The organism is Lutibacter sp. A64, from assembly GCF_022429565.1.
GTDB lineage: Bacteria > Bacteroidota > Bacteroidia > Flavobacteriales > Flavobacteriaceae > Lutibacter.
In genome coordinates this window covers 1948908-1975361 of record NZ_CP092487.1, presented here as the reverse complement: position 1 = coordinate 1975361, position 26454 = coordinate 1948908, and the positions used below count along the sequence as shown (strand labels likewise).

At 29.8% G+C, this 26454-nt stretch carries 18 protein-coding genes and 1 tRNA gene; 3 read left to right on the top strand and 16 right to left on the bottom strand.

Annotated features, from left to right (window positions below):
- Positions 1-90: 90 nt before the first annotated feature.
- Positions 91-172: transfer RNA gene (locus tag MKD41_RS08260), tRNA-Leu, on the top strand.
- A 1062-nt stretch (positions 173-1234) separates the two neighbouring features.
- Here MKD41_RS08260 and MKD41_RS08255 read toward each other — a convergent pair.
- The 9 genes from MKD41_RS08255 to MKD41_RS08215 all read right to left on the bottom strand — a co-directional run bounded on the left by MKD41_RS08255 (position 1235) and on the right by MKD41_RS08215 (position 15928).
- Positions 1235-3496 (bottom strand): Gldg family protein, encoded by a 2262-nt coding sequence (locus tag MKD41_RS08255; RefSeq protein WP_240244956.1) that lies wholly within the window; start codon positions 3494-3496, stop codon positions 1235-1237.
- 21 nt (positions 3497-3517) lie between these two features.
- Positions 3518-4450, bottom strand: coding sequence for an ABC transporter ATP-binding protein (locus MKD41_RS08250; protein ID WP_240244955.1), 933 nt, complete (start codon positions 4448-4450; stop codon positions 3518-3520).
- A gap of 9 nt (positions 4451-4459) precedes the next feature.
- A complete protein-coding gene (locus MKD41_RS08245; RefSeq protein WP_240244954.1) occupies positions 4460-6730 on the bottom strand; it encodes a Gldg family protein in 2271 nt (756 codons plus the stop codon).
- A gap of 25 nt (positions 6731-6755) precedes the next feature.
- On the bottom strand, positions 6756-8291 hold the full coding sequence (locus MKD41_RS08240; RefSeq protein WP_240244953.1) for a PKD-like family lipoprotein: 1536 nt from the start codon (positions 8289-8291) through the stop codon (positions 6756-6758).
- An 18-nt stretch (positions 8292-8309) separates the two neighbouring features.
- Positions 8310-9017, bottom strand: coding sequence for a DUF4843 domain-containing protein (locus MKD41_RS08235; protein ID WP_240244952.1), 708 nt, complete (start codon positions 9015-9017; stop codon positions 8310-8312).
- A 17-nt stretch (positions 9018-9034) separates the two neighbouring features.
- Positions 9035-10492 (bottom strand): RagB/SusD family nutrient uptake outer membrane protein, encoded by a 1458-nt coding sequence (locus tag MKD41_RS08230; RefSeq protein ID WP_240244951.1) that lies wholly within the window; start codon positions 10490-10492, stop codon positions 9035-9037.
- 10 nt (positions 10493-10502) lie between these two features.
- The gene (locus tag MKD41_RS08225; protein WP_240244950.1) at positions 10503-13901 is read right to left on the bottom strand and encodes a SusC/RagA family TonB-linked outer membrane protein; all 3399 of its coding nucleotides are present in this window, start codon (positions 13899-13901) and stop codon (positions 10503-10505) included.
- A 118-nt stretch (positions 13902-14019) separates the two neighbouring features.
- On the bottom strand, positions 14020-15189 hold the full coding sequence (locus MKD41_RS08220) for a FecR family protein (RefSeq protein ID WP_240244949.1): 1170 nt from the start codon (positions 15187-15189) through the stop codon (positions 14020-14022).
- Positions 15190-15331: 142 nt separating this feature from the next.
- Positions 15332-15928: an RNA polymerase sigma-70 factor gene (locus tag MKD41_RS08215; RefSeq protein WP_240244948.1), complete on the bottom strand. Its 597-nt coding sequence runs from the start codon at positions 15926-15928 to the stop codon at positions 15332-15334.
- 364 nt (positions 15929-16292) lie between these two features.
- On the opposite strand from MKD41_RS08215, the gene galK reads away from it, so the two are divergent.
- A complete protein-coding gene (gene galK / locus MKD41_RS08210) occupies positions 16293-17420 on the top strand; it encodes a galactokinase (protein WP_240244947.1) in 1128 nt (375 codons plus the stop codon).
- A 163-nt stretch (positions 17421-17583) separates the two neighbouring features.
- Positions 17584-19203 (top strand): sodium/sugar symporter, encoded by a 1620-nt coding sequence (locus MKD41_RS08205; RefSeq protein ID WP_240244946.1) that lies wholly within the window; start codon positions 17584-17586, stop codon positions 19201-19203.
- 175 nt (positions 19204-19378) lie between these two features.
- On the opposite strand, the gene MKD41_RS08200 is transcribed toward MKD41_RS08205, so the two are convergent.
- From MKD41_RS08200 to MKD41_RS08170, 7 genes are all read right to left on the bottom strand, one after another.
- Complete coding sequence (locus MKD41_RS08200; RefSeq protein ID WP_240244945.1) at positions 19379-19804, bottom strand: hypothetical protein; 426 nt, start codon at positions 19802-19804, stop codon at positions 19379-19381.
- 85 nt (positions 19805-19889) lie between these two features.
- Entirely contained in the window at positions 19890-20684 is a 795-nt protein-coding gene (locus tag MKD41_RS08195) for a DNA/RNA non-specific endonuclease (protein ID WP_371824292.1), read from the bottom strand.
- On the bottom strand, positions 20674-21123 hold the full coding sequence (locus MKD41_RS08190; protein ID WP_240244944.1) for an acyl-CoA thioesterase: 450 nt from the start codon (positions 21121-21123) through the stop codon (positions 20674-20676). The genes MKD41_RS08195 and MKD41_RS08190 overlap by 11 nt, the downstream gene beginning before the upstream one ends.
- A 122-nt stretch (positions 21124-21245) precedes the next feature.
- The gene (locus MKD41_RS08185; RefSeq protein ID WP_240244943.1) at positions 21246-21986 is read right to left on the bottom strand and encodes a LytR/AlgR family response regulator transcription factor; all 741 of its coding nucleotides are present in this window, start codon (positions 21984-21986) and stop codon (positions 21246-21248) included.
- Positions 21979-24771 (bottom strand): sensor histidine kinase, encoded by a 2793-nt coding sequence (locus MKD41_RS08180; RefSeq protein ID WP_240244942.1) that lies wholly within the window; start codon positions 24769-24771, stop codon positions 21979-21981. Before MKD41_RS08180 ends, MKD41_RS08185 begins: the two co-directional genes overlap by 8 nt.
- A gap of 132 nt (positions 24772-24903) precedes the next feature.
- A complete protein-coding gene (locus tag MKD41_RS08175) occupies positions 24904-25587 on the bottom strand; it encodes a putative metal-binding motif-containing protein (RefSeq protein ID WP_240244941.1) in 684 nt (227 codons plus the stop codon).
- Between the two features lie 6 nt (positions 25588-25593).
- Positions 25594-26388: a prolipoprotein diacylglyceryl transferase gene (locus tag MKD41_RS08170; protein WP_240244940.1), complete on the bottom strand. Its 795-nt coding sequence runs from the start codon at positions 26386-26388 to the stop codon at positions 25594-25596.
- Positions 26389-26454: the final 66 nt, after the last annotated feature.

Below are 26454 nucleotides of genomic sequence, written 5' to 3'. Positions count from 1 at the left end.
TTTATTCGGATTTTAAGGGTAATAAAAAATATTGAAAAACTGCTTTGCAATTTTAAACTATTGTGTATATTTGCACCCACAATAACTAAAGCGGGCGTGGTGGAATTGGTAGACACGCTAGACTTAGGATCTAGTGCCGCAAGGTGTGAGAGTTCGAGTCTCTCCGCCCGCACAAAAGCTCTTCGATATCGAAGAGCTTTTTTTATGGGTGATTTTTGTTGAAATACCGATTGTTGTTTATGGGTAATTGTTGTTAAAGCATTGGCATTGCGTCAGGTTCAACTTGTTTGTGTACTATCTCTTTTTATTGCTGGAGTTTGTGAATTTGCGGTTTCTGTAGCTGTACCTAAAGAACCCCAATCATCATTTAGCTAACATCATGAGATCCCGAACCAAGTTCGGGATGACGGATTTAAAACGTCCTATGAGAATTTAAGTAGCAATCTGAGGAAGTGAAGCAAAGGAAGTAAGCCAAAGAGCGTAGCGGTCTGGCGTCGACTGTGGAACTTCTGTAAGATTCAATTAAATTATCATCAGACTAGATTTTTTTGTTTCGTTTTTTCATCGATGGAAAAAATGAAAGTGAAGATAAAATAAAAAATAGTTTAAGCATTTTAACTATAATCATGAGTTTACGAAATCGAAGATTCAGCAGAGCTAATCGAGTTCGGGATGACGTTCTTTCACTTCGTTATGCTGAACTTGATTACTCACTATTCCTTTTTATTTTATTATTGGAGTTCGTGAACCTAGGGTTTCAGCATCTGTCTCAATTAAACCTAAATCATGTTTCTAGTTAACATCATGAGATCCCGAACCAAGTTCGGGATGACGGTTGCCAATAGCTTACAAGAAACTTTATGACTTTATAACTTTTTCATAATTCAAAATATAGATGTCATTCCTGCCTTTCGACTCCGCTCAAGATAAACTCCGGTAGGAATCCATACTCAGCTTCTGAAAACTAACAAGTTTATAAATTAAAAATGTTATTTTATGTATTAGAATTCGTGAACCTACGGTTTCAGCATCTGTTCCTAAAGAATTCCAATCATGATTTAGTTAACATCATGAGATCCCGAACCAAGTTCGGGATGACGGTTTTATTTTAATATACTTTCTAAAGTAACAGATTGTCACGCTCCATTGTATTCCACCATCAATGATAGTTTGATTGAGGTTGTTAAAACAAAAAACCCACCAAAATAGGTGGGTTTAAGTAAAAAACAATCTATTAATTTCGTTTTCTTCGCATTAAAATAATTAATCCAATACACGCTATAATAAATGGTAAAATAGCAAGGTAAATAGCTTTAATCCATAAAATTTGTGTTCTTGAGACTTTAATAACTTTATCTATGGCTTTTTTTCTAGCTGTACTTACAGGGTAAATACCATCATTAAGCCATTTAAATGTTCTAATGGCAAAAGAGCTATTAACAGTAGTTAAATTATTTCTAGCCATTTCTGCATTGCTCAATAAATCGGCATCTGCAACCACCATAATTTTTTGATTTTTATTGTTGATGGTTCTTTCTAAAGCTACTGCAATAGGCACTTCAACTCTAATATCAGTTAGCGTATCGAATTTTACTTGTTGGGTTTCTAAATCAAAAGGCGTTGTTCTATTCCATACAAGGTCTTTATTGGATTTTAAAATGGTATTTATTTTAAATTTTGAAGTGTCTTTTATTGAAATTCCAGATGTAGTTGGTGTTGCAATTACAGCATTTTCGTAAAAAGAAAATCCGAATTTTTTAGCTTCAGGCGTAAATTTAGCTTGTACCAAATCTAATTGATGGTTTTCAGACTCTTGTAATAACACGCCTTTGTTTATTGCTAAACCTAAGCTGTCTAATATTGGATTTAAGTACTTGTAATTGCTAGGTTCTGTAGTTATTAGTAGATTTCCACCAGTATTTATATAATTTAAAATTTTCAATTTTTCGCTTTCAGAATAGGCTTTTTTAGGATCTGCAATAACCAATGCTTTTAAAGAATCTGGTATTTGTTCAACAGTATTTAGGTCGATATGTATTGGGTTAAAACCTTGGTTGATTAAAGAACCTCTAATATTAGTACCATTTGTTATTATTTTGTACCCGTTATTATCTAAGCTATTGATACTTCTTTCTAAATTATTAGCTAAAAAACCAATTTGCGAAGGACCATCTAATAATCTTTTTATAGCGACAGAAATTTCAGCTTCATTAGGATACACAAACATATCATCGAACATACGAAGCGGTGTTGTTTTGCCTTTATATTCAACAAAACGAACCAATCTATTGTTTTCTGGAGCAAGGTTAATTTTTGCTCTAATTTGTTCTGGAGTTAATACGTCATTAAAATTAATTTTATAGACAGATGCTGCTGTTTTTGCCTTTTCTAAAAGCGTTTTTGTAGTATCTCTATAAGGAACTGTATCGTAATAAGTGATGTACTTCATCTTCATTTCAGGAATAAACCTGCGATACATTTCAAACCTACTTAAATCTTTAATTCTATTTTTTGGCGACCCATATTGTGCACTGTAATGTACCAGGTTAACATAACTTGTTATGTTGATAGGTGCCTCTAATCGATCTATTAATTTTTTAGAATTTTCGGTTAAAGTTCTGTCTTTAAATCTGGTAGTATCGTAATATTTATTAAATAGTGGAAGTGAAGAATAATACCCTAAAGTGGTTATTGCTACTATTAAAAGTGCATACCTTCCAATTTTAATTAGTGTCGAACTGTTTTTACGTTCATCGTTAAGTTTTAAGAAAACCAAGCCTAAAAACAATACAATTACTAAAATAAAATAAACAATGTCTTTACTGCTAATAAGTCCGTTTACAAGATGATCTGTTCTACCAGATATTGAAAACCAATAGGTAATATCTCTAATAAAATCGTATTCTTGTCCAACAGTTCCAATAAAATTTAGAACAGCTAAAATTGCTAAGGTACTTACAGCAGCTACTACTTGATAGCTTGTAAGGCTAGACATATAAAGACCTATTGCAGAATACGCAGCAATAAGTAGAAAAACACCTAAAATACCACCCAATACAAATTTAACATCTATGGCTTCTATAGAAATAGCTCCAGTAAAAATAAATGTAGCTAAAATTAGAGAAAGTATAAAACCATAGACTAACATAGAAAGGTATTTTCCTAAAATAATTTGTAGGGATGTTACCGGAGAGGTTAACAATAATTTTATAGAACCACTACTTATTTCTCTACTAAACAGCCCCATAGTTAGTATAGGAATGTATAAGTATAAGGTGCGTTGTACTTTAGCAAGTATGCCATCTTCACCAGCAAAAAGCACTTTTGTAAGAACGTTTAGAGGTCTTCCTAATTGTTGATTGGTTTCTTGGCTGTAGAGTAATTCTGTAAAAGTAATTCCTGTTTGAATAATGAAAAGCACTAAAACAAGCCAAGCAATAGGAGAGTAGAACATAATACTTAGTTCTAAACGTGCTATTCTAACTATTTTTTTCATAAATATGATGTAATTTTTAGTTTAGTTTGTTGGTGTTTTTCCAGAAAGTTGTGCAAATACGCCATCTAATGAAGTTTTTTCTAAATAGATTTCATTTAGTTGCCACGATTTTTCTACACTTTTACGAATCAGTTTTTGTGTAATATCTTTATTGTTAGAAAAAATAACGCGAACTTGATTTTTATTGATAACATCTATAGCGGTAACACCTTCTACGGCTAATAGTTCTTCGTTAGCAGGTAGTTCATTCATTTCCATAATTAAAGAATTAGGCTCTATATAATTGTTAAAGGCATGCATAGTATCAGCAAAAACAATTTTACCTTCTTCAATCATAACAATAGTGTCGCAAGTAGCTTGTACTTCAGGTAATATATGGGTTGATAAAACAACAGCTCTTTCTTTTGCTATTTCTTTAATTAGTTTTCTAACTTCTAATATTTGATTAGGATCTAATCCGTTAGTAGGTTCATCTAAAACCACTAATTTAGGATTATGAATAATTGCTTGTGCAAGACCTACACGTTGTTGGTATCCGCCAGAAAGGTTTCTAAGCACTCTTTTACTAAAATGGCCGATGCCACATTTTTCTTTAGCAATTTCTAGTGCTTTTTTTATTTCTGAAGAAGGAATTGATCTTAAATACGCACAATGGATTAAATATTCATCTACTGTTAATTCTACATGTAAAGGTGCTTTTTGAGGTAAAAATCCGATAAGTTTTTTTGCTTCAACAGGATTTGTTCTCATATTAATACCATCAATATAAGCATTTCCTTCGGTTTGATTTACTACACCACAAAGAATGTTCATGGTTGTAGATTTACCAGCACCATTAGAACCTAAAAGTCCTAAGATACCTTTGTTATGAACTTCAAAATTTATATCTCTAATAGCCCAATCTCTACTGTATTTATGAGATAAATTTTCAACTTTTGCTATAATTTGCGTCATACTGTTATATTATTTTCTTTTTCTTCTTATAAGTAATTGAATACAAGCAATACCTAATAATAAAGGCAATACAGCTATAAAAAGAATTTTAATGTTTTTAATATTTTGTTGATTTATGGTGATTTTATTATCGTTAGGTTTTATACGTGTAGTATTCACCGGAAATTCGTTATTACTAAACCATTTAAACATTTCTGTTGTAAATTGAGCGTTTTTTGTACGAAGATTAAATCTACCTAATTCACCATTACTCATAAAATCTGCATCACCAAACACCATAATTTTTTGTTCTCTGTTATCTACTTTTCGGGTTAGGGCAACAGCAACTGGTGCTTCAATTTTTTGAGAATTATTTTTATTGAATTTTAAAGTATCGGTTTTTAAGTTTATTGCCCCTAATTGATTCCATACTTTTGTATCAACTGTTTTAAGAATAGGTTTATAATCAAATAAACTATCCGTTTCAGTTTTTAAAATTGCAACGGCGCCAGAAAAACTAATAATGTCTTTTGGTGTTAAATTAAAGCCAAACTCTTTAGCAAACTCTGTAATTTTAGGTTGAATTAAGTCCAGTTCAAATTCTTTAGATTCTTGAAGTAGTTGTCCTTCAGAAAATTGTAAGCCTAATTGTTCTAATATAGGATTTAAAATAGCTTGTTTTTTAGGTTCACCAGCAATTATAATATTTCCTCCATTATCAATATAATTTGCAATTTCTTTTAATTGACTTGCTGAATACGGAATAATTGGATCTGCAATTACAAGAGCTGTTATACTATCTAATTTTTGTGTATCTGAGTTTAAATCTATAGATGTAAAATCAAAGCCTTGATTAATTAAAGAGTTTCTACTAGTAGGCGTATTTATTAAATCTTTATACGCTTTATCTCCTGTTTTTGTAATATTTCTTTCTGCATTTTTGGTTAAAAAACCAATTTTAGGAGGTGTTTGTAGCAAGCGTTTAATAGCAGCAGCAATTTCAGCTTCTTCAGGATAACCAATCATATCGTAAAACATACGTAAACTGGTTGTTTTTCCGTTATAAGCTATTTTTCTAACAAAGAAATTATTTTCATCTCTTAGGTCAATTTTTGCTCTAATTTCTTCAGGTGTTAACACCTTTTCAAAATCAAAACCTTGCGCTACAGCCGATCTTCTGGCAAATTCTTCAAGTGTTTTGTATTTGGTATCTCTACTTGTAAAAGTTGAATCGTAATAGTTTATATAATTCATTTCTAAACCAGGAAGAAATCTAGTAAAATCTGAAAATTTATTTAGGTCGAAGATTCTAAATTTAGGAGATCCTAAATGGCTATATCCGTTAATTACATTTACATAGGTTGTAATTTCTAGCGGACTTTTTAATTTAGCAATTAACTCTTGTGTGTTTTTAGTAAGTGTTTTCTTTTTATATCTGGTAGTATCGTAATAAGCATCAAGCGCAGGTAAAGAACTGATATACCCAACACCTAAGACTGTTAAAATTATAGCAGCATATTTAATTGTTAATGCAGGTTGTTTTACTTGTTTTCTGCCTTTATCAAAACGCATTACTGTTAGGTATAAGAAAAGGCAAATAATTAAAGCAAAATAGATTAAATCTTTACTGCTTATTAAGCCATTGATAAAATTGTTAGTTCTACCAGAAATAGAAATCCAATAGGTAATATCTCTAACAAAATCGATACTTTGACCTACGGTTCCAATAAAATTTAGTGCGGCAAGTACGGCTAAAGTACTAATTGCTGCAACTACTTGATAAGAGGTGAGGCTCGACATAAATAACCCAATACTAGAGTAGGTGCAGATTAAAATATAGAGTCCTAATATACCTCCAAATAAGAATTTATAATCTAAATTTTCTATGCTAAATGAAGCGATAAATACAATTAAAAATAAAACTGAAACAAGTAATAATCCGTAAAGCATCATAGATAAAAATTTACCTAAAATAATTTGCTGACTTGTTAACGGTGAGGAAAACAATAATTTAATAGAACCACTACTTGTTTCTCTACTTATTAATCCCATTGTTAGCAATGGGATATATAAGTAAAGTTTATCTTGAACAGCATTGAACAAACCTTCATGACCTCCAAAAATACTTATAGTTAGGTTTTTAAGGTTATTGCCTAACTGTTGGCTCATTTCTTTTGCATCAATTATATTTGTAAACGCAATTCCACATTGTAGAATAAATATAATTAGTATAAGCCAAGCAATAGGTGAGTAAAATAAAATACTTAACTCTACTTTAGCTATTTTAAATATTTTTTTCATTCGATGTAATTTTGTTTTCGCTTTATTAGAGTTGCGTTGTCATTGCTGTAATACGATTAAAACCTTCAAAAACAGTACTGTTTGCACTGTCTATAGTACCAACCCCTAAATTAGTTAAAGGTAAAATGTAAACACGTCCTTCAGTTCCGTCGTACGTAGACATAAGTAAAGCGTTGTTGTTTAGTGGTAAATAGTCACCCGAACTTCTTAAAGGGTAATCTGCTTGTTGGTACACTTGCAATGTAGTTATTGCTTCTGAAGCATCAGCTACAGTATAGCGTTCTTCGTAAACAGGTGTTCCTGTAGCGTATAAAACAGCATAGATTTTAGTATCTGTAGCATAATACAGTACTTTTTGATTGTTTAATAGTACAAATTGATTTGCTTGTGAAATTTCAGGAGCATCACTTAAATTGAACATACCAGTTGGACTTGGTGGAGTAGGACTTGGGTATACGTAAACACCCGCATCAAACGTGTACAAAGCAATATCTCCAGTTGTTTTATCTTTTAGTACGTGGCTAAATTCTCCTGATGTACTAACACCTGCAGCCAAGTTTATTTTATTAGTAACACTAGAAGGTGTAAATGCACCGCTCGCTGTTGCAGGTGTACTATACATAGTATTGTCTCCAAACTGCGTAATTGATGGTTGGTATACAAATTGTTCGTTTACTTCATCGTAAAAACTAATAACTACTGCTGGGTTGCTATTTGGGTTTGCAGCAATAATACTAGGAACTGTAAAATTTGAATCGAAAGGAAGTCCAAAACTTGTAGAAGCACCTAAATATGTAGAGGTTAATCCTTCATTGTCTATGTATAAATTTCCTTGATATACAGAACCTATGGCTTTAGGCGTATAGGAATCTTTACTTGCGTAAAATAAATCGTCATTGCTTCCGCCAAAAGTATAATCTATGGTGTTAATTTTATAAATACTTTGGTCTGTAATACCAAATATTACATCTACTCCATATACTTTTGCATATTGTAATTGTTTGGTTACGCCCGCTATGTTTACACCGTTAATAGAAGAGTAAATTTGATGTTTTACACTAATATCATCATAATCGGTGGTTACTTGAGGGCTCATTATATGGCTAATATCTGAAGTTCCATTGCCTGTTGTTTCGGCAACTACAATTCCTTCACCTATATTGTTAAGTACTTTAACTGGCCACGCCATAATATAATCCAATCCAGAGATTTCGTCTGTAACGGTGTATACCAATTGATGAAATTCACCAGAAACATTTGATTTAAATTTCATTTCGTAATTTAAGTTGCGTTCAGTACCAATTACATCATACAAAGTATCATTAGGTTCGATATTAATTTGCCATTTAAAAGATAAATTTTCTTCAGAAAGTCCTTCAAAAGACAAGTTAGGTTCTACTATTAGGTTATCAAATTGATACACAGAGAATGCGCTAACGCCTGTGGTATCTATTACAACATCATCTATGGTATGAATGTCTAAAGAGCTTGTGTCATCAAGACAAGAAGCTGCTAGAATTAGAACAGTGAATGCTGTAATTATATATTTTATATGTTTCATATTTTAACTAATTTTTTATTAATAAATAGGTACAATAGGTTCTCCAGCTTTGGCTCCATCGTCGTGTAATAAAGGGCTATCTGGGTGTTCTGCATTGTAATTACGGATATAGTTTCCGTACTGTACTCCTAAAACTTTTGCTCCTGTTGGGCCTAATGCTCTATAATCTGATATTGTAAAGCTTGTTCTACCTGTTGCAGCAATAAAAACTCTATATGCAGCAGTACTTCCATCTCTACAGAAAAAATATCTGTAATAGGTCCAAGCAGGCATAATTATAGTATTACTCCATTTAAAAGTATGGTTTTTAGTTTCTACATTTCCTTTTACAAAATCTTCTGAATCTGCAATTTCAAGGTGTACACTAACGCTAGTAGTATCTAGTTTAGCAGCGTTTTTTACTTTTAAAAATAAGCTACCTTCAAATGCGTTAGCAGGTACTTTTCCTTCTACAATTTCATATAAACTTGTATCTGCAGAGGTTATAGAGTCGTTTAAGACTTCTACATTAAAATAGCGATCGTAATCTGTTGCTGTACCTATTATTTGTACTGGTATTTCTGCAATATATTCTGAATCTGTGTTTTGTACAAATGAATAATCTAAAGAGCTATTAACAAAATTTACAGCAGGTAGTGCTTTAAAAGCTTCAATTTCATTTTCTTCACAAGATACAAATGGTATCAATAGTAAGGTTAAAATTGTAATTAATATATAGTTTTTCATATCTTAATGTTTTTAAATTATCTATTTCCAAATTCTAATTCGTTGTCTGGGTAAGGCAATACGTATATGTCGTCATTTAGATCTATGGTTTCAGATACATCTAATATGTTTGTAGCTCCAGTTCTTTTGTAGTAAAAGAATAACTGTCCTTCGCTTAAAAATTCTTTTCGGTATTCTTTCATAATTTCAATTTTTAAATTTTCTTGAGAAATGTCTGAAGGAATTGCTTCTAAAATACCTCTATGTTCGCGTACGGTGTTTAAATATTCAACCGCCAAACTTGGATTTACTTCTGCATTGTATTCTGCTAGTATGTAATACATTTCAGGAAGTTTTATTAAAGGCATTTGATCTAAATAAGCATTGGTGTCTTGTAATAATTTAATACTTACCAATCCTTTTGTTTGCGTATCTAAAAGCGTGTTATAACGTATATCTGTTAAACCGATATTTACATTAGACGCTTCAAAAATTTCATTGGCTTTAGATTGTGTATAGTATAAAGCATCGTAGTTTGTACCACTATCGCTTGCATCTAAAAATCTATTTACAATGTCTGCAAAGCCTTCAACATTTAAGCTAAATAATACTTCAGGGTATAAAATTGGGTCTGAAGCAACTGAATACGTAGCAGGATTTATTAAACTTGTAAATGAGTTGTTAATAACCGTTTCTGCAGTAAGTGCAGCTTCTTGGCTTTTACCTTGCCATTGTAATAAACGAGCTTTTAATGCCAATGCAGCATAATAATTCATACGTTGTTCACGGTTGCTATAAAAACCATTTCTATTAACTTCTAAATAATATTCATCTGGTTTGTCTGTAGCATAACTAGGATCTTCTTTTAACAGTTCTAAGGCTTCATTTAAGTCGCTTTCCATTAAATTAAAAGTGTCTGTGTATGAAAGTTGTGTTGTTAAATCTTTACCATAAGTTGTTACATAAGGTATTGTATATTCAGATTTTAAGCTTTCTCTGTTTGCTAAATCTCCATAACCATATAAACGTATTACATCAAAATGCATAAATACACGTAATGCTAAAAGTTCACCTTTAATTATTGAATAATCAATGCTGTTTAAAATACCTTTATTTTTATCTATGTATTCTAAAGCTAGGTTGATATTGGCTATTACATTGTACGAATTGATCCATAAATTATCAATTTGATCTGTAGATACAGCTGTTCTATATTCAAAGCGTTGTACTTCGTCGTATTGCGCTAAGGTTGGTAGTGAGGTGTATTGTTGACTTAATAGATCTACAATATTGTAGGTCATATCTTTTGCATAAAGATTTGGAGAAGTCATACCAATATAAACACCCATTAAGGCATCTTTAAATCCTTCTTCATTTTCAAATTGTTCATCACTACTTATTTGTGTGCTTGAAGTTTCATCAAGCCAATCATTATTACAACTAGTTAAAATTAGTAGTAGAAATAATATTGATCCTATTGTTTTTGTATATTTCATAATATTAATTTTAGAAATTTGCTGTTAAAGAAAATGACATTGATCTAGCATAAGGATATAGTGTTCCTCTTTCAATTTTTATTGAAGAAAACTTATGTACTTCATTCATATTGAACATAAATCTAAGACGTTCAAAGCCTAGTGCATCTAATACTTTTTCATTAAAATCATAATAAAAACTGATGGCAGCTATGTCTAATTCATCACGATCTTGAACAAATCTAGAAGTTGCACGTGTTTTTTCGTTAAGAGAAACATAAACATTGTCTCCATCTGGATCTACATTATAGGTTCCTAAGCGTTTAAATAAAGCTTCTTGACCTGGGTAACGCCATCTACCTGTTAAAACGCGTTCGTCTACATTGTACAACATATCAACATTTTCTACTTTATCTACTAAGGTTTGGTTGTATAATTGTCCGCCACCTAAAAATCTAGCCGTAACACTTAAACCAAAGCCTTTGTATTCACCAGAAAAACCAAAAACACCATTGTATTTAGAGCTGCTATTACCAGCAACTACTAAATCTTCTGTACTCCATTCGTAGGTTGTACTTCCATCTTGTTTAAGGTAAATTTCGTTACCAGTAGCAGGGTCTATTCCTAAAGATTCTACAGCCCAAATAGCATTCATAGACATTCCATCTTCGTATTTAAGTACTGGAGTGTTATTACCACGGTCTGCTGCAATTGCTTCTTGAGCTTCATTAAAGCTTTGCATAGCATCAGAAAGTTCAACTATTTTGTTGTTGTTAGTAGTGATTCCAAAATTAACAGAGAAAAAATCTTTTCCTCTATTCCATAGTAGGTAGCTAGTATTTAATTCTATACCGTTGTTTTTAACACGTCCTAAATTATCTTTAACGGAATTAAAACCTGTTGAATAAGGAATTGTAATGTCTGTTATTAAATTTTCAGTATAACTTTCGTAATAATCAAAACGAAGGCTTAAGTTTTTAAATTTAGCATCGAAACCAGCGTTGTAATCGAGTTTAGTTTCCCATTGTAAGCCTGGATTACCAGCATTTTGTACATAAGAACCAGAAAAACCTTGGTATTGTGAATCTAAGTAATAACCATAGGTAATAATAGATTGATTTTCGTTAAAATTTTGATTTCCTGTAGATCCTACAGAAGCTCTTAATTTAAATTGTTCAACAAAAGAAGAATTGTTTAAAAATTTTTCATTGTGTACATTCCAACCTAAACCTAAACTCCAAAAGTTAGACCATTGCTTGTCTTCACCAAATTGAGAAGAAGCACTGGTTCTAAATGTTGCATCAGAAAGGAATCTATTATCATAACTATAAGATCCAACAGCAAGAAAACCTATATCTCTAGACAGTCCGCTAATTCCGGTAGGTCTAGAATCTAGTGCGTAATCTCTAGCAAAAATAATATCATCAAGTCTGCTACTTGGAAAACCTTCAGCTAAGTGAGAAACTTCTTCATATTTACTTTCGCTAATTGTAAGACCTGCATTACCAAAGAAGAAATTTTTATTGATGCTTTTTGAATATTGTAAGTTTAAATCTGCAGATAGGTAACTGCTTTCTCCATTATTTACTTGGTACGAACCTTTACGGTCTTTATCTGTTGCCGAGTAACTATCGAACATGGTGTGGTTTGATGGATAAAATTCATCAGCATTACTTTTTTTAATATCAATACCAATTCTAGAAACGGCTTTTAAAGTTGGGTTTATTTGCCATTCTAAATACAGGTTGTTGATAAAGTTAAAATAACCAGATTCGTTTTTAGAATCTAAAGTTGAGTTGTAAAGCGGGTTGGTATAACGCTGTCCATTGGTTCCTAGTTCTGCATAGTAAGGAATGCTTCCATCTATGTTTTTAGCTCTCCAATAAGGGTTCATTATGGCGTATTCGCTAAATTCTCCGTAAGGCGATTCTACAGAAGTACTACTAATAATACTTGTGATGTTACGGAATTTTAAATTTTTAACCCTATAGTAACTAGTAAAGTCTCCACCAAAGTTTTCTCTGGAAGAACCTTTCATAGCACCATTTGTTTTTTTGTAATTTATATTTGCTAGTATTTTTAAATCGTCGCTTCCTAGTTCTACACTAAGTGAGTGGCGGTGACCAACTCCATTTTGTAAGGGTTTAGAAAGCCAATCGGTATCCAATCCTTCTTTAGCTAATTTTAATCTGTAATTGTACAATTGCATTAATTCTACATAACTGTCAGCATCGTTTAGCGAAGGTGTGTATAAACCGTCAATTCTTTCAGCTTCTAATTTTTGTAAAGAATTTGTTAGGTTGTAACTAGATAAATCTGGTAATTCTAAATCTAATCTAGTGGTATAAGTAACCAAAGCATCTTCACCAGTAAAGTTTTTAGTTTCAATAACTACAACACCATTTGCAGCTTTAGAACCGTATAAGGCTTTAGAAGCAGCATCTTTTAAAATAGTTAAACGCTCTATACGGTTAAAATCTAAATCAAAAACACGTTCTATAGAAACTTCAAACCCGTTTAAAATAAAAAGAGGTTGATTTGGGTTTTTAAGGTAGTTTCCTTTAAAAGTACCCGTGTCTTCGCTTTGTGGAAAAGTAGAAGTACCTCTTATTTGTAGATCGGGTAAGGTATTTGGATTTGATCCTAAATCAAAATTATCTAAAAGTCCTATTGAAGGATCTATGTTTTGAATTGCTTGAAAAATATTTTGACTTCCGGCATTTCTTAATTCTTTACTTGTTATAGTAGTAGTAGAACCAGTATAACTATCTGCTTTACGTTCAAAAACACCATTAATTACAACTTCAGATAATTCAGCAACATCTTCTTCCATTTGAACATTAATGATTGTTCTAGAGTTCACTGGAATGTATTTTGTTTTATACCCTAAATAACGGAATGTTAAGGTATCATTAGCCATTGCTATTAATGCGTAATTTCCATCAAAATCACTTGTAGTTCCAATATTTGTACGTTTTACAAATACGTTAACTCCAGGGAAAGGCTCACCCATTTGAGTAGTAATAGCTCCTTTAATGGTTATTTGTTGCTCTTTTAGAGTATTTTCGGTTCTTTTTTTTAGGATAATTTGCTTATCCATAATGTTGAATGTTGTATTGGTTGCTTTAAACACCTTGTTTAAAGCAGTTTTTAAATCGCCTTTTAAGATTTCTACAGAAACTACTCTAGTTAAATCAACATCATCTATAATGTAAACAAATCTATAATCTGTTTTAAGTTCAATTTCATCTATTAATTTTTCAATAGTTACGTTTTCTAACTTAAAATCAACAGGTTTCGATTGTAAATTTTCGGTAGCAGCTATTGAAGCAATGCTAAACGTTAAAAAGTAAAAAAGAAGTAAATTTACTCGAGTTGTTTTTTTGAATAAAGTGGGAACTTTATTTTTGCAACTGAAAAGTTTTTCCATATATTTAAATAATTTAGTGGTTAATTCGATTTTTATAGGTCAGATTAATTTTAAGCGGAAAATATTGGCGTATTTTCCGTTTTTTTGTTTTAAAAGTACGTGTGTTTCATTTAATATGTTATTTAATTATTATTGTGTTTTCGTCTATTTTATAATCAATGTCGTGTATTTCTTTAAGGTATTTAAAAACCATTTCTATTGATTGGTCTCCAAAGTTGGCATTGAATATTTTATTAGTAAGCTCGGTATTTTCATTTTGAATAGCTACGTTAAAATGTCTTTCTAACCTTTTAAGAAGGTTTTCAAATTTTACATTTCTTAAAATTAATTCGCCATGCATCCAAGATGTGTGAGCATATGAAGAAGCTTCTTCAACAGTAATTTGTGTATTGGCTTGGTTTAAACTTCCTAGTTCACCAGGAACTAATAAAACAGGTTCTTTAATTTTATTCTCTTTTGAAAGTTCTACAGAACCTTCAACTAAAAAAACTTGCGATTTAATATCTTCGTTATAAGCAGATACATTAAATTCTGTACCAAGAACTTCTACATCTAAATTTTCGGTTTTTACAATAAAAGGGTGTTTTTTATCCTTTGAAACTTCAAAAAACGCTTCACCTTGTAAATACACAGTTCTGTTTTTAGCATTTGAGAAACTTGTAGGAAATTTTAAGGAGGTACCCGCATTAATTTTAACACGAGTACCATCTGCAAGGCTTAATTCAAATGTTTTACCATAAGGTACATTTATAGTATTGTACTTTATAATGGTGTCTTTTGGTTCTTTTTGGTTGTTAAGTGTAAGTACATTGTTTTTTATTTCGCCAATAACTTCACCTTCTTTATTTTCAATAGGTTTGGTGTTTTTAGTAACTACTTCTATTGCTCCGTCAGTTAGTTTTATAGTAACATTTTCTTCACTTATTAAAGAATTAAGACTTGGTTTTTTAGTTGTAATAGGGATGTAATTGTTAAATATAGTTACACTAATTAATGCTATAAAAACAGCAGCATAAGCAGCTAATTTAGCTGTTTTTTTGCTTAAAAAACGGGTGTTTCTCTTTCTAAAAGCATTGGATTCTAAAATGTTAGAGTAAATTTTTTTTGCGTTTTTATCATCAAGTACTTCAGGTTTTTCTATAGATTCTAGAATAGTATCTACATCAATATCACTTTCAGAAACTTTATTTTGTTTAAGTAAGCTGATTAGTTCTTCAATCTCAGCATCACTACATTTATTATTAGCAAATTTTTTTATTAGTAGCGCTATTCGATTTTCTTTTAGCATTTAAGCAATTGTTTATGGTTTACCTCTATAATACAATTGAAAATAAATTTAGTACTACTCTAAAATGAATTATTTTTAAAAAAAAATGAAAAATGTAATGATTTAGGTGGTTAAAAGCTTTTTTAAATGTGCTTTTATTAGTTTATTTAATAAAGTATAATAGAATAAAGAATGTTAAGTCTGTGTTAACTTGTAGAAAGTTTCTTATAGAATCTAAAGCTTTGCTCATTTGATTTTTTACAGTGCTAATAGAAATATTTAATTCTGCACTTATAGCTTCGTAACTTTTACCTTCTTCACGAGACATTTTAAAAATAATTTTTCTTTTAGGAGGTAATTTTTTTATTGCTTTTTTTCTTAAAACTTCATATTCATCATTAATAATATGGTCTAAAATTGTGCTGTTGCTAGAGGTGTTGATTTTATAAAAAATAGCATCTTTCATTGTTTGTTCATTTACAGCACGTTTTAAAAAGTTTAAACAAGCATTTCGGGTGCAGGTAAAAATGAAAGATTTGAAAGATAAGTCAGGATTTATTTTGTGTTTATTTTGCCAAACGTTAAGATAAACATCTTGAAGAATTTCTTCAGCATTTGATTTAGACTTTACTAAACTGAAGCTAAAGGCGTAAATATCATTTTTATATTTTTGATATAACTTTTCAAAAGCCCTTTCATTGCCGTTAGACAATTGCTTTACTAAAAGTGCATCTTCTTTATTTGTATCGTTCTTTATCAATTAATATTGAATTTAATTTGGTGTAAAGATTATTTTCAATAAACAAGGAGTTTTGTTGAAAAGTATTTAATAATAACTACAAATGTATGAATTTTTCAAATAATGAAATGTTTCCAATTTTAAGTTTAATGTTAAAATGCCATATTTTAATCTTTTAATTGTTTGATAAGTAGGTAATTGAGTTGTCTATATGTGCTTAATTGGTAGTTAAAAGTGGTTAATTAACTTTAAATCGCTTTTTTTCATAAAATTTATTTCTAAATTCTATAATTTTTATGATTTTTTTTACCAAAAAATATGTAATTTAGCGACTGAAATTAATAAACGTAAAAAAAACATTTATTATTAATAAAAAATGATTTTGATGGATTTAAATGAGCAGCATTACACATTAACAATTAATTCACCCGGAAGAATTAATTTAATTGGAGAGCATACAGATTATAATAACGGTTTTGTACTTCCAACAGCGATAGATAAAAAAATTCAATTTAAATTTAAAAAAAATGGTACAACAGATACGTGTAACGTATACAGTAAAAACTTTGATACCAGTTTTACTTTTAATTTAAATAATGTTAAACCAAGCGAACAACAATGGGAAAATTACATTTTAGGTGTAATTTATGAAATTCAACAACTATCAGATAAATTAGCTGGTTTTGATTGTATTTTTACCAGTGATATTCCTGTTGGTTCTGGTATTAGTTCATCTGCAGCTTTAGAATGCGGTATAGCTTTTGGTTTAAATGAATTATTTGAATTGGGATTGCCTAGAATAACGCTTGTTGAAATAGGGCAAAGAGCTGAACATAATTATGTAGGTACAAAATGTGGTATTATGGATCAATTTGCTTCTGTAATGAGTAAAGCTGGTCATGTAATTCTATTAGATTGTCAATCTTTAGAATACGAACATGTGCCAATTCATATTAAACCTTATAAAATATTATTACTTAATACAAACGTATCGCATAATTTAGCAGATGGAGAGTATAATAAACGTAGAAGTTTATGTGAACAAGGTGTTGCTATTATTCAAAAACAATACCCTGAAGTACAATCGTTACGCGATGTTTCTTCTGAAATGTTAGCCGAATTTAAAACTGTATTTACTGAAGATATGTACAATAAGTGTACTTATGTTGTTGAAGAAAAAACACGTGTTTTAGATTCTGTAGAAGCTTTAAAAAATGATAAACTTGCTGTTTTAGGAGCAAATATGTATGCAACACATGATGGTTTATCTAATTTGTATGAAGTTAGTTGTGAAGAATTAGATTTTCTAGTAGATTTTTCTAAAAAATACGATACAATTATCGGAGCTCGTATGATGGGTGGAGGCTTTGGTGGTTGTACAATTAATATTATTCACGAAGATGCTGTTGAAGATTTTATTGCAGCAGCTTCAGAAGCTTATTTTAATAAGTTTAATATTAAATTAACAGCTTTTGAGGCAAATCCTAGTGAAGGAACTGCTATTGTATTATAATTAAATTAATTTGAGGTTTAACGGCTTAGGTTAATTTTAAAATTTAATAATTGTTAAAAGTAATAATTAATTAAAGAAAATAACTAAATTCGTTTGGTCAAAAAAATAAAGAAATTATATATAAACTTAAAAAGAATATTTTAACTAAACTATACATATTAATATGACAACACATTTCGAATTTTGGGATTACATCATTTTCATTGCCTATGCCGTTTTAATTTTAGGAGTGGGATTATGGGTTTCCAGAGATAAAAAAGGGCATGAAAAGAATGCGGAAGATTATTTCTTAGCTAGTAAAAGTTTACCTTGGTGGGCTATTGGTACTAGTTTAATTGCTGCAAATATTTCAGCAGAGCAATTTATTGGAATGTCTGGTTCCGGTTTTGCCTTAGGATTGGCAATTGCCTCTTACGAGTGGATGGCTGCCATAACTTTAATTATTGTGGGTAAATATTTCTTACCTATTTTTATTGAAAAAGGCTTGTATACCATACCAGAATTTGTTGAAAAACGATTTTCAACGAATTTAAAAACAATTTTAGCAATTTTTTGGATTGCCTTATACGTATTTGTAAACTTAGCATCTGTATTATATTTGGGTTCTCTAGCTTTAGAGACTATTATGGGTATACCAATGATGTATGGTGTAATTGGTTTGGCATTATTTGCTGCTGCTTATTCATTATACGGAGGACTATCAGCGGTTGCTTGGACCGATGTTATTCAAGTGGTGTTTTTAGTTTTAGGTGGTTTAGTAACTACGTATATTGCTTTAAATACGGTGTCTGATGGAGAAGGTATTATTGCAGGTATGAAAACTGTTTATGAAGCTACGCCAGAACGTTTTACAATGATTTTTGATGAATCGGATAAATACTACGATATGTTGCCAGGAGTTGGTGTTTTATTAGGTGGTATGTGGGTTGCAAACTTATATTATTGGGGTTTCAATCAGTATATTATTCAAAGAACTTTAGCGGCAAAATCATTAAGAGAATCACAAAAAGGGATTTTATTAGCGGCAGGTTTAAAATTAATTATACCTGTTATAGTTGTTGTTCCAGGTATTGCAGCGTATGTTATGGTTAATGATCCAGCAATTATGGCAAGATTAGGTGCGGATGGATTGCATAATTTACCAACCTTAGAACAAGCCGATAAAGCATATCCTTGGTTGTTACAATTTTTACCAACCGGTATGAAAGGTGTAGCATTTGCAGCTTTAGCAGCAGCAATTGTATCGTCTTTAGCATCAATGTTAAATTCAACATCAACCATTTTTACAATGGATATTTACAAACAATACATCAATAAAAATGCAAGTGATAAACAAACTGTAAATATGGGTAGAATTTCAGCTGCTGTAGCTTTAATTATAGCTTCTGTTATGGCACCATTATTAGGTGGAATTGATCAAGCTTTCCAGTTTATACAAGAATATACAGGAATTGTAAGTCCAGGTATTTTAGCTGTATTTATGTTAGGGTTATTTTGGAAAAAAACAACAAATAAAGCAGCAATTATTGGTGCGTTAGTTTCTATTCCAATTGCTGTAGCATTTAAGTTTACATCTATGCCTTTTATGGATCAAATGGGATATACTGCTGTATTAACAATGGTAGTAATTGTTATTACTAGTTTAATTCAACATAAAGGAAAAGATGATGAGAAAGGAATTGTAATTACTAAACAATTATTTAAAACAAGTCCAGTTTTTAATATTGGAGCTTTTGCTATTATGCTTGTTTTAGTAGCATTATATGCAATGTTTTGGAATTAAAATAACGATAAATTAAGTGGTTAAAAGAGTTGGTGAAAGCCAACTCTTTTTTTGTGTAAATACTATAGATTTTAGGTCGTGCACTGTTTGTAAAAATAGTAAATTACAAAACCTAACAAATATAAATTTGTTAGGTTAATATAGTTGTAAGTTAGTTTGAAACTAAAGTAGAATTCTAGTAATGGGTACTTTTATTACTTCTAGAGTTATTATAATCTGTTGCTGTAGCTTTAGCTGTCTTAGGAGCTGCTATGATGCCTTTAGTATTGTTTGAAGATTTTTTATACGTAGTTCTTCCTGGTCTTTTTCTTAAATGTTTTTCATGAGCATTTTGTTTAAAGTCACCTTTTACTTCTATGGTTCCATTGTTTACGATATAAGCCTTTGTTTTAGGGGTTTTAACTGTATTAAGAACTCTGTTGTTTAAGGAAGCATCTTTTTCCATTGCATCGGTTAATTCTCCTTTGTTCATTTTACTGCTTTTAGAAATTTCAGCTGTGTTTTTGTAATAGGTATAGCCTTTTTTTGTAGTACTTTTTGTTTGTGAAAAAGCAATTGTTGTAATAAATAATGTTCCGATTAATAATAATTTAGTTTTCATAGTAGTTGTTTTTATAGATTGTAAAATTTGTTTCTTTACAACTATATCAACTACTATTGAGTTTTGTTACCCTAAACTATTTTTTTTAAAAATTCCAATTAAGATAATTGGTAGAAGTTTCTAACTTATTTTCTACAGAATCTTCTAACTTTGGAAAGAAATCAATTCCTGTAAGTTCTTCTATTTTATCTATTGAAGTTACAAATTTATACAAGGCTTTTTCAGAATTCTCATGCGGAATTAAAAAAGCTATAGCTTTAATTTCAGGCTCTTGAAAGTCTAAAATAATCTTATAAAAATAATTTGGAACAGTTACTTTTTCACTTCCAATAGTTTTGGCTGAATTTTCTAAAATACCACCTGTAACAATATATAAATTTTTATATTTTGTAGCCCAATATCTTGTTTTTTGCTCTAATCTATTCCAAACACCAGCATTAAATTGATGTTCTTGTGGTGAAATATTGCTGGTTAAAAAGGTTTCGTTGAATGCCGATTTTGAAAATTTTCGATCACCTGCCGGACATAAATGCCCTTTATCGTATCCAGAATTAGAATAGTTTTTATAATGCGCACTTTTAGTTTTAACCTTTGAATCTTTTTCGAAATAAGGACGTTTAAAGTTGGTAGAAGAAATATGCGAATCTTTTAAAATATAAGCAACCCATTCTGCTTGTTCATGTTTTTCATTATAAGATAGCGAATAGTTATTGTGATGAACTATTTGTCCGGTTGTTGAGCTTGGCAAAAAGTTAGTTGTATTTATTACAACGTTATCTTTGTCATTGCCAAAACCTTCAAAATCATAATTATCCCAAATAAAAAATAGGATGGCAAAAAATACAGTTACAAGTGTGTAAATAGTTTTCCTATTTTTCACTTTTTAATGGTATTTCTTTAAAGTTTTCGGTTTTAGGTAAATCTTCTAAAATCTTAACAAATTCTGCAGGAGGAGTTGTTAGTTTTCGTTTGTATAAATCTATCCACGCTCCATAAACTTTAATTTCAGCAGAAAGCACACCTTTTTGATTGAATATTTGGTGTTTAAAGCGCCAACGTTCAATTCCTTTTGAAACACCTTCTAGTTCCATTTTAACAGTGATGTTTTCACCAATATGGATTTCTTTAAGAAAAGAAGTTTCTTCTTTAAATAAAATTGGACCAATATTTAGTTTGGCAAATTCGTTAATTGATAAACCGTGTTCTTGAAAGTAGCGAACTCTAACTTCAGCAGCATAATCGTTATATGCTGTATGTCTCATATGTCTGTTTGGGTCAAAATCTGACCATTTTGTATTAAAAGTAACTTCGAAATTCATTTATATTTTTTTTAAGAGTGCTAATTTAACAAAGTAAAAAATATGCCAAGAAACTTTTAGGCTCTTTTTTATGAAATTAAATTTTATTTAACATTTTATTTTAGTTACAGATTAATTTGTATTTAAATATGATGAATTTTATCTAAAAAATCTTTTCTTTTGGCTTTAGCAACAGGTAATTTGTCATTATTATTTAATATTACATAGCCTTCATTTAAAAAATCTGAAACTACATTTAAATTTATAAAATGAGATTTATGAATAGAAAAAAAATTGTGAAGTTTAGGAGAATTAGAAAATTTACCAATACTGTAGGAGCTTAAAATAGTGGAGTTTGTAAGTATAATTTTGGTATAACCATCAATGCCTTCAAATCTAATAATATCTGAAATTTTAATAAAACTAAGCCCTTTTTGTGTTGGAATTACAATGGTTGAGTTTCCGTTTGAAATTAGGTTTTCTAATAATTGTCTGTTTTTTTCTAAAGCAGTTTTTTGTTCAATGTTTTTTATAGCATTGTTTATGGCATTTTTTAACTCATCATTATCAATAGGTTTAACTATATAGCCAATGGCGCAATGTTTTATGGCCTCAATAGCGTACTGGTTATAAGCGGTTACAAAAATGATTTCGAAATTTGGATTTTCAATTTTAGAAAGTAAATCTAATCCGCTTAATACGGGCATTTCAATATCTAAAAATAACAATTGTGGGTGGTTATTATTAATTTCTTCTAATGCCAATTTGGGGTTTTGAAATTTATGCGTAATAGTTACTTGTGGAAAATATTTTTCAACTTTTAAAGCTAAACTTTCCAGAGCATTTTTTTCATCATCAACAATTATAGCAGTTGTTTTATTCATTGTTTTTAAAAGTTAGTTTTACACAAGTTCCACCATTATTTTCAATTTCGTAAATATTATAAGTTACAAACCATTCGTGTGATTGGTTTAGTAAATGTATGCGATCTTTAATAATATCGCTAGATTTAGAAATGTGAGTTTTTATAGATTGGTCTTTAATTTGTTTTGCTTTTTTTAATCCAACACCATTATCTATAATTTCAACAGTGTATTGATTAATTGCTTGATGTTTAAAATTTATTAGAATAGTTCCTTTTCCTTCATTGTGAAATAAACCGTGGTTTACAGAGTTTTCTACAATAGGTTGTAAAAGCATTGAAGGAATTTTTTGATCGTTTAAATTAAGGTTCTTATCAATATTAAATTTATAATTAAACTCATCTCCAAAGCGCATTTTTTCAATTTCTAAATAGTTGTTTAATAATGAAATTTCTTGTTCTAGAGAAATAAATTTATCTCGTGAGAAATCGAAGAACTTTCTAATTAATCGTGAAAACCGAACCAAATATTTTTCAGATAATTCAATTTCATTTTTAGTAATATAGTATTGAATAGAATTGAGTGAATTAAATACAAAATGAGGGTTCATTTGCGAACGTAAGGCGTGTAATTCGTATTCAGCTAATTTTTTTTGAGCTTTTATTTTATTCGTTTTTTTAGTAAGTTCTCTGTCTCTAATTTTAAATAAAATTAAAATTAAAGTTCCTAAAATAAGAAAGAAAATTAAAAATTTAGAAATAGAACGTTGATACCACAATGCCGTTATTTGAAAACTATAATTTTCTGAATGGTTGTTGGATTTTACTTCTAAAGTGTAATTGTTTGGTTCTAAATCGGTAAAATTAATGTTGTTAGATTTAGTAGTAATCCAATTTTTTTGAACTGGATGTAATTTGTATTGATACGTAAAATCTTTATTGTTTTCATTAAAATTTATACTAGCAATAGAAAACGTTGTATTGTTATCTTTTATGTATTTAAAAGTACGTTTATGGTTGTTTATTTTACTACCGTTATAAGCTGCTTTTTCTATGTAAATTTTTAAAAATTGAGAAATGTTTTTTTGGTCTTTTGGCAGAATTGCAACTCCATTATTAGTGCTAATAAAAATTTTATTTTTATGTATTAATACGTCATTTATATTATTTGAAGGTAAACCGTTATTGGCGTTTATAATGGTTTCTAATTTATAGTTAGTGTATTTGTAAACACCTTCATTAGTAGCTAACCAAAGTTGATTTTTTTCTACAAAAGCATTCTCAACAATTAAAAAATTAGAATTTGGTAAACGATTTATTGTTTTTAAGTCGGTAATAAAACTTCCAAAGCCATCCGTATTTAATAAAAGGAGTTTTTCTGAAATATTGTTGATAGATAAAATAGATTTTTCAAAGGCTTGATTGGTAAAATTTATGCTCTTAATGGTGTCGTTTTTATATTCTTTTAATCCATTATTGGTGGCTATCAATAATCGGTTTTTGAATTTAATAAGAAAATTACAACCCGATTGGTAGAATTCTTTTTCAATTTCTAAAGTTGAAGGGTTAATTCTATTTAATCCGAAGGGGAAAAGACCGTATAAATTATTTTTAAAATATACGATATTATAGGATAATGGGTTGGTAATTAGTCTAGTATTTCTATAGTCAATAGTTTTTAAAACATTGTTTTTTAAAGTGCTAATAGTAAATTTTGAAGGGAAAAAAGAAGTATTTAATTCTTTAATTTCCGTTGGTTTAAAAGTATAGTCTTCTATTTTTAAAAATTGCTCGAAACTATTTATTTTAGAATTAAATTTATAAAAACCTTTATTATAAATATTGGTATAAAGCTCGTTATTTATAATGCTTAACTTGCTCGTATTTAGATTATTTAAATATGTTATATTTCTTTTAACATAGGGTAGTTTATAAATTCCATTAGAAAATGTAGCAAGCCAAATAGTATTTGTTTTATCTACAATTGCAAAATGGGAGTCTATGTGTTTAGGAAACAAATAAGCATCTTTTATATGTAGCTCTTTGTCTAAAAAACCTACAAAACCAGTTCCAGAAATTTGAATTTTATTATTAATTATATTTATTCTAGCGTGTTTTGCCTTTTCTAAACCTATTTCATCTTTAAAAGTTGAAAACCTTAGTTTTAAAGTGTTTAAATTAAGGATTAGATAATCATTTTCAGTTACCCAACAATAAAGAGAATCATTTAATTGTTTTCTTCTTGCTAATACGTTTATATAAGGTTTATTAGTGAGTTTTTTTATTACTGAATTTTTATGATTAATTATTTTTAGGGTATCTTGAAGCTTTGTAAGTTTTAAATACTTTACACTAGGATGTATAATATTTATTCGATCTTTAGCCCCTATATTATTCAGAATAATTTCCCACTTATTGTTTTTTAATGCATAAGTTTTGGTTGGTCCGGTGGGATATATTTTTTCTCCAATTTGACTAGAAAAAATAGGATTCATAATTTCTCCTTCATTTTTAGTTGGGAAAGAAAATACACTATCGTTTTCTATATAACCTAACTCTGTAGTTTTTGTTATGTACCATACTTTAGAATCGGGTGTTGTAAATGCATCCCAAACATCATTTTTTGGAAGCCCGTTTTTAGTTGTAAAGTTTTTAAATTCACTACCGTTATATCTAACCATTCCTTTATCGGTTAAAAACCATAGAAAACCTTTTGTGTCTTGCCGGATAGTATAAATGTGATTACTTGGTAAACCATCTTTAATAGAATAATTGGTAAACTGTTGCGCAAAAGAAAAACTCCACATAACTAAAGTGAAAAATATAGTGATATGGAGTTTAATTTTTTTCAATAGGTTTGGTAAAATAGTTTTAAGATTTAAATATACTATTAAATCAGTTATAATTGTATGTTCTTAAGTTGTTAATAAAGCTTAGGTTTAAATTATTTCATCAATAATACCATCACAATCGTTATCAATACCATCTTTTAATTCTTTTGTAAAAGGATGTACTTTAGCATTGTTGTCATCACAATCTAGGTTGTTGGTTACACCATCATCTGCAGCTGCAAAATTTTGAGATCCGTAACCATCTCCATCTTCATCTATATAGTATTCAACAATATCAATTTCACCATCGCAATTATCATCTATATCATTTCCTCTAATTTCATCTACTTTTGGATTTACATTATAATTATCATCATCGCAATCTCCTGCAACCCAAGAGAAACCGTTTGGTGCTTCACTATCGTAATCGTCAATTTCAAATACAACGGGGCTATCAGGGTTTCCAAAACCATCTTCGTCTTTATCTGCATAAAAAGTAATTGCTATTTGCCCATTACAATCTTCATCAGTTAAATTGTCTGGTACTTCTGTTGCGCCAGGATATATAGCTGCATTTGTATCATCACAATCTGTATGATTTTCAACATAACCATCTGGGATAGGGTCGTTAACTTGAAATGCTGTTGAATTTGCAGTGGAATCTCCAAACCCATCATTATCAGCATCTGGATAATAGTAAGCAAAGCCATCATTACAAGCTGGGCCAATTATTAAGACAGCTACTAATAAAAATGTTAGAGGAATTCCGATGTTTAAAATAATTTTTTTCATGGTTCTTTATTTTAAGATTAATTTATTTTTTGTTTTTAATTTAATGTATAAGATTGTCGTAGTACATAATATGAGTATTGCAATAAATTGAGAATGAGAAATCCAATTTTCAATAATAAAACCGCGTTTATCACCTCTAAAGAGTTCTAAAATGGATCTGCTAACAGCATAAGAACTTAGGTAAAGTAGAAAAATTTGTCCGTTAAATTGTTGGCGTTTTTTTAGTATAAGTAAACTAATAATTAAGATTATTAATATAGTTGCTTCGTATAATTGCGTGGGATGCACAGTTGTATTATGTGTAGTTGGAAATACCATCCCAAAACTGCTATCTGTTGGATCTCCATAGCAACAACCTGCATTAAAACAGCCAATTCTACCAATTGAATGTACAATTAATGTGGTAATTGCTAGAATATCTAACATAGGTAAAACGCTAATTTTGTGCTTTTTTAAATACCAGATTACAAAGGGAATAATAGTTACAAATGATCCATAAAATACAAAGCCACCTGAAAAATTATTGAGCATTAAATGTGGGTTATTCAAAAAATACAATGGTTTTTCTAAGTAGTAAAATAATTTTCCGCCAATAAACCCAGCGATAAAAATTAGATAGAAAAATGAATTTGGTAAGTAAACAATATTCATTTCTTTTTTTGCGCGCCATTTAGTATATAAAGCGGCAACTAGAGTACCTGAAGCAATACAAAAAGCGTAGGTGTAGATGGTAACTTCTTGTATATTGAGAAAGTTTGATAAAAATTCAGGTAGATGAAAAGTAAATAGCTGCGGGTACATATAAGTTTATAAAATTTATATAAACCTACATAAACTTACTCCTTTTAAAAATAGGGGTTTGATGAA

Excerpts from the sequence above, each read along its gene's own strand:
- MKD41_RS08255 (WP_240244956.1), bottom strand. The coding sequence starts at position 3,496 with ATGAAAAAAATAGTTAGAATAGCACGTTTAGAACTAAGTATTATGTTC.
- MKD41_RS08250 (WP_240244955.1), bottom strand. The coding sequence starts at position 4,450 with ATGACGCAAATTATAGCAAAAGTTGAAAATTTATCTCATAAATACAGT.
- MKD41_RS08245 (WP_240244954.1), bottom strand. The coding sequence starts at position 6,730 with ATGAAAAAAATATTTAAAATAGCTAAAGTAGAGTTAAGTATTTTATTT.
- MKD41_RS08240 (WP_240244953.1), bottom strand. The coding sequence starts at position 8,291 with ATGAAACATATAAAATATATAATTACAGCATTCACTGTTCTAATTCTA.
- MKD41_RS08235 (WP_240244952.1), bottom strand. The coding sequence starts at position 9,017 with ATGAAAAACTATATATTAATTACAATTTTAACCTTACTATTGATACCA.
- MKD41_RS08230 (WP_240244951.1), bottom strand. The coding sequence starts at position 10,492 with ATGAAATATACAAAAACAATAGGATCAATATTATTTCTACTACTAATT.
- MKD41_RS08225 (WP_240244950.1), bottom strand. The coding sequence starts at position 13,901 with ATGGAAAAACTTTTCAGTTGCAAAAATAAAGTTCCCACTTTATTCAAA.
- MKD41_RS08220 (WP_240244949.1), bottom strand. The coding sequence starts at position 15,189 with ATGCTAAAAGAAAATCGAATAGCGCTACTAATAAAAAAATTTGCTAAT.
- galK (WP_240244947.1), top strand. The coding sequence starts at position 16,293 with ATGGATTTAAATGAGCAGCATTACACATTAACAATTAATTCACCCGGA.
- MKD41_RS08205 (WP_240244946.1), top strand. The coding sequence starts at position 17,584 with ATGACAACACATTTCGAATTTTGGGATTACATCATTTTCATTGCCTAT.
- MKD41_RS08200 (WP_240244945.1), bottom strand. The coding sequence starts at position 19,804 with ATGAAAACTAAATTATTATTAATCGGAACATTATTTATTACAACAATT.
- MKD41_RS08190 (WP_240244944.1), bottom strand. The coding sequence starts at position 21,123 with ATGAATTTCGAAGTTACTTTTAATACAAAATGGTCAGATTTTGACCCA.
- MKD41_RS08185 (WP_240244943.1), bottom strand. The coding sequence starts at position 21,986 with ATGAATAAAACAACTGCTATAATTGTTGATGATGAAAAAAATGCTCTG.
- MKD41_RS08180 (WP_240244942.1), bottom strand. The coding sequence starts at position 24,771 with ATGTGGAGTTTTTCTTTTGCGCAACAGTTTACCAATTATTCTATTAAA.
- MKD41_RS08175 (WP_240244941.1), bottom strand. The coding sequence starts at position 25,587 with ATGAAAAAAATTATTTTAAACATCGGAATTCCTCTAACATTTTTATTA.
- MKD41_RS08170 (WP_240244940.1), bottom strand. The coding sequence starts at position 26,388 with ATGTACCCGCAGCTATTTACTTTTCATCTACCTGAATTTTTATCAAAC.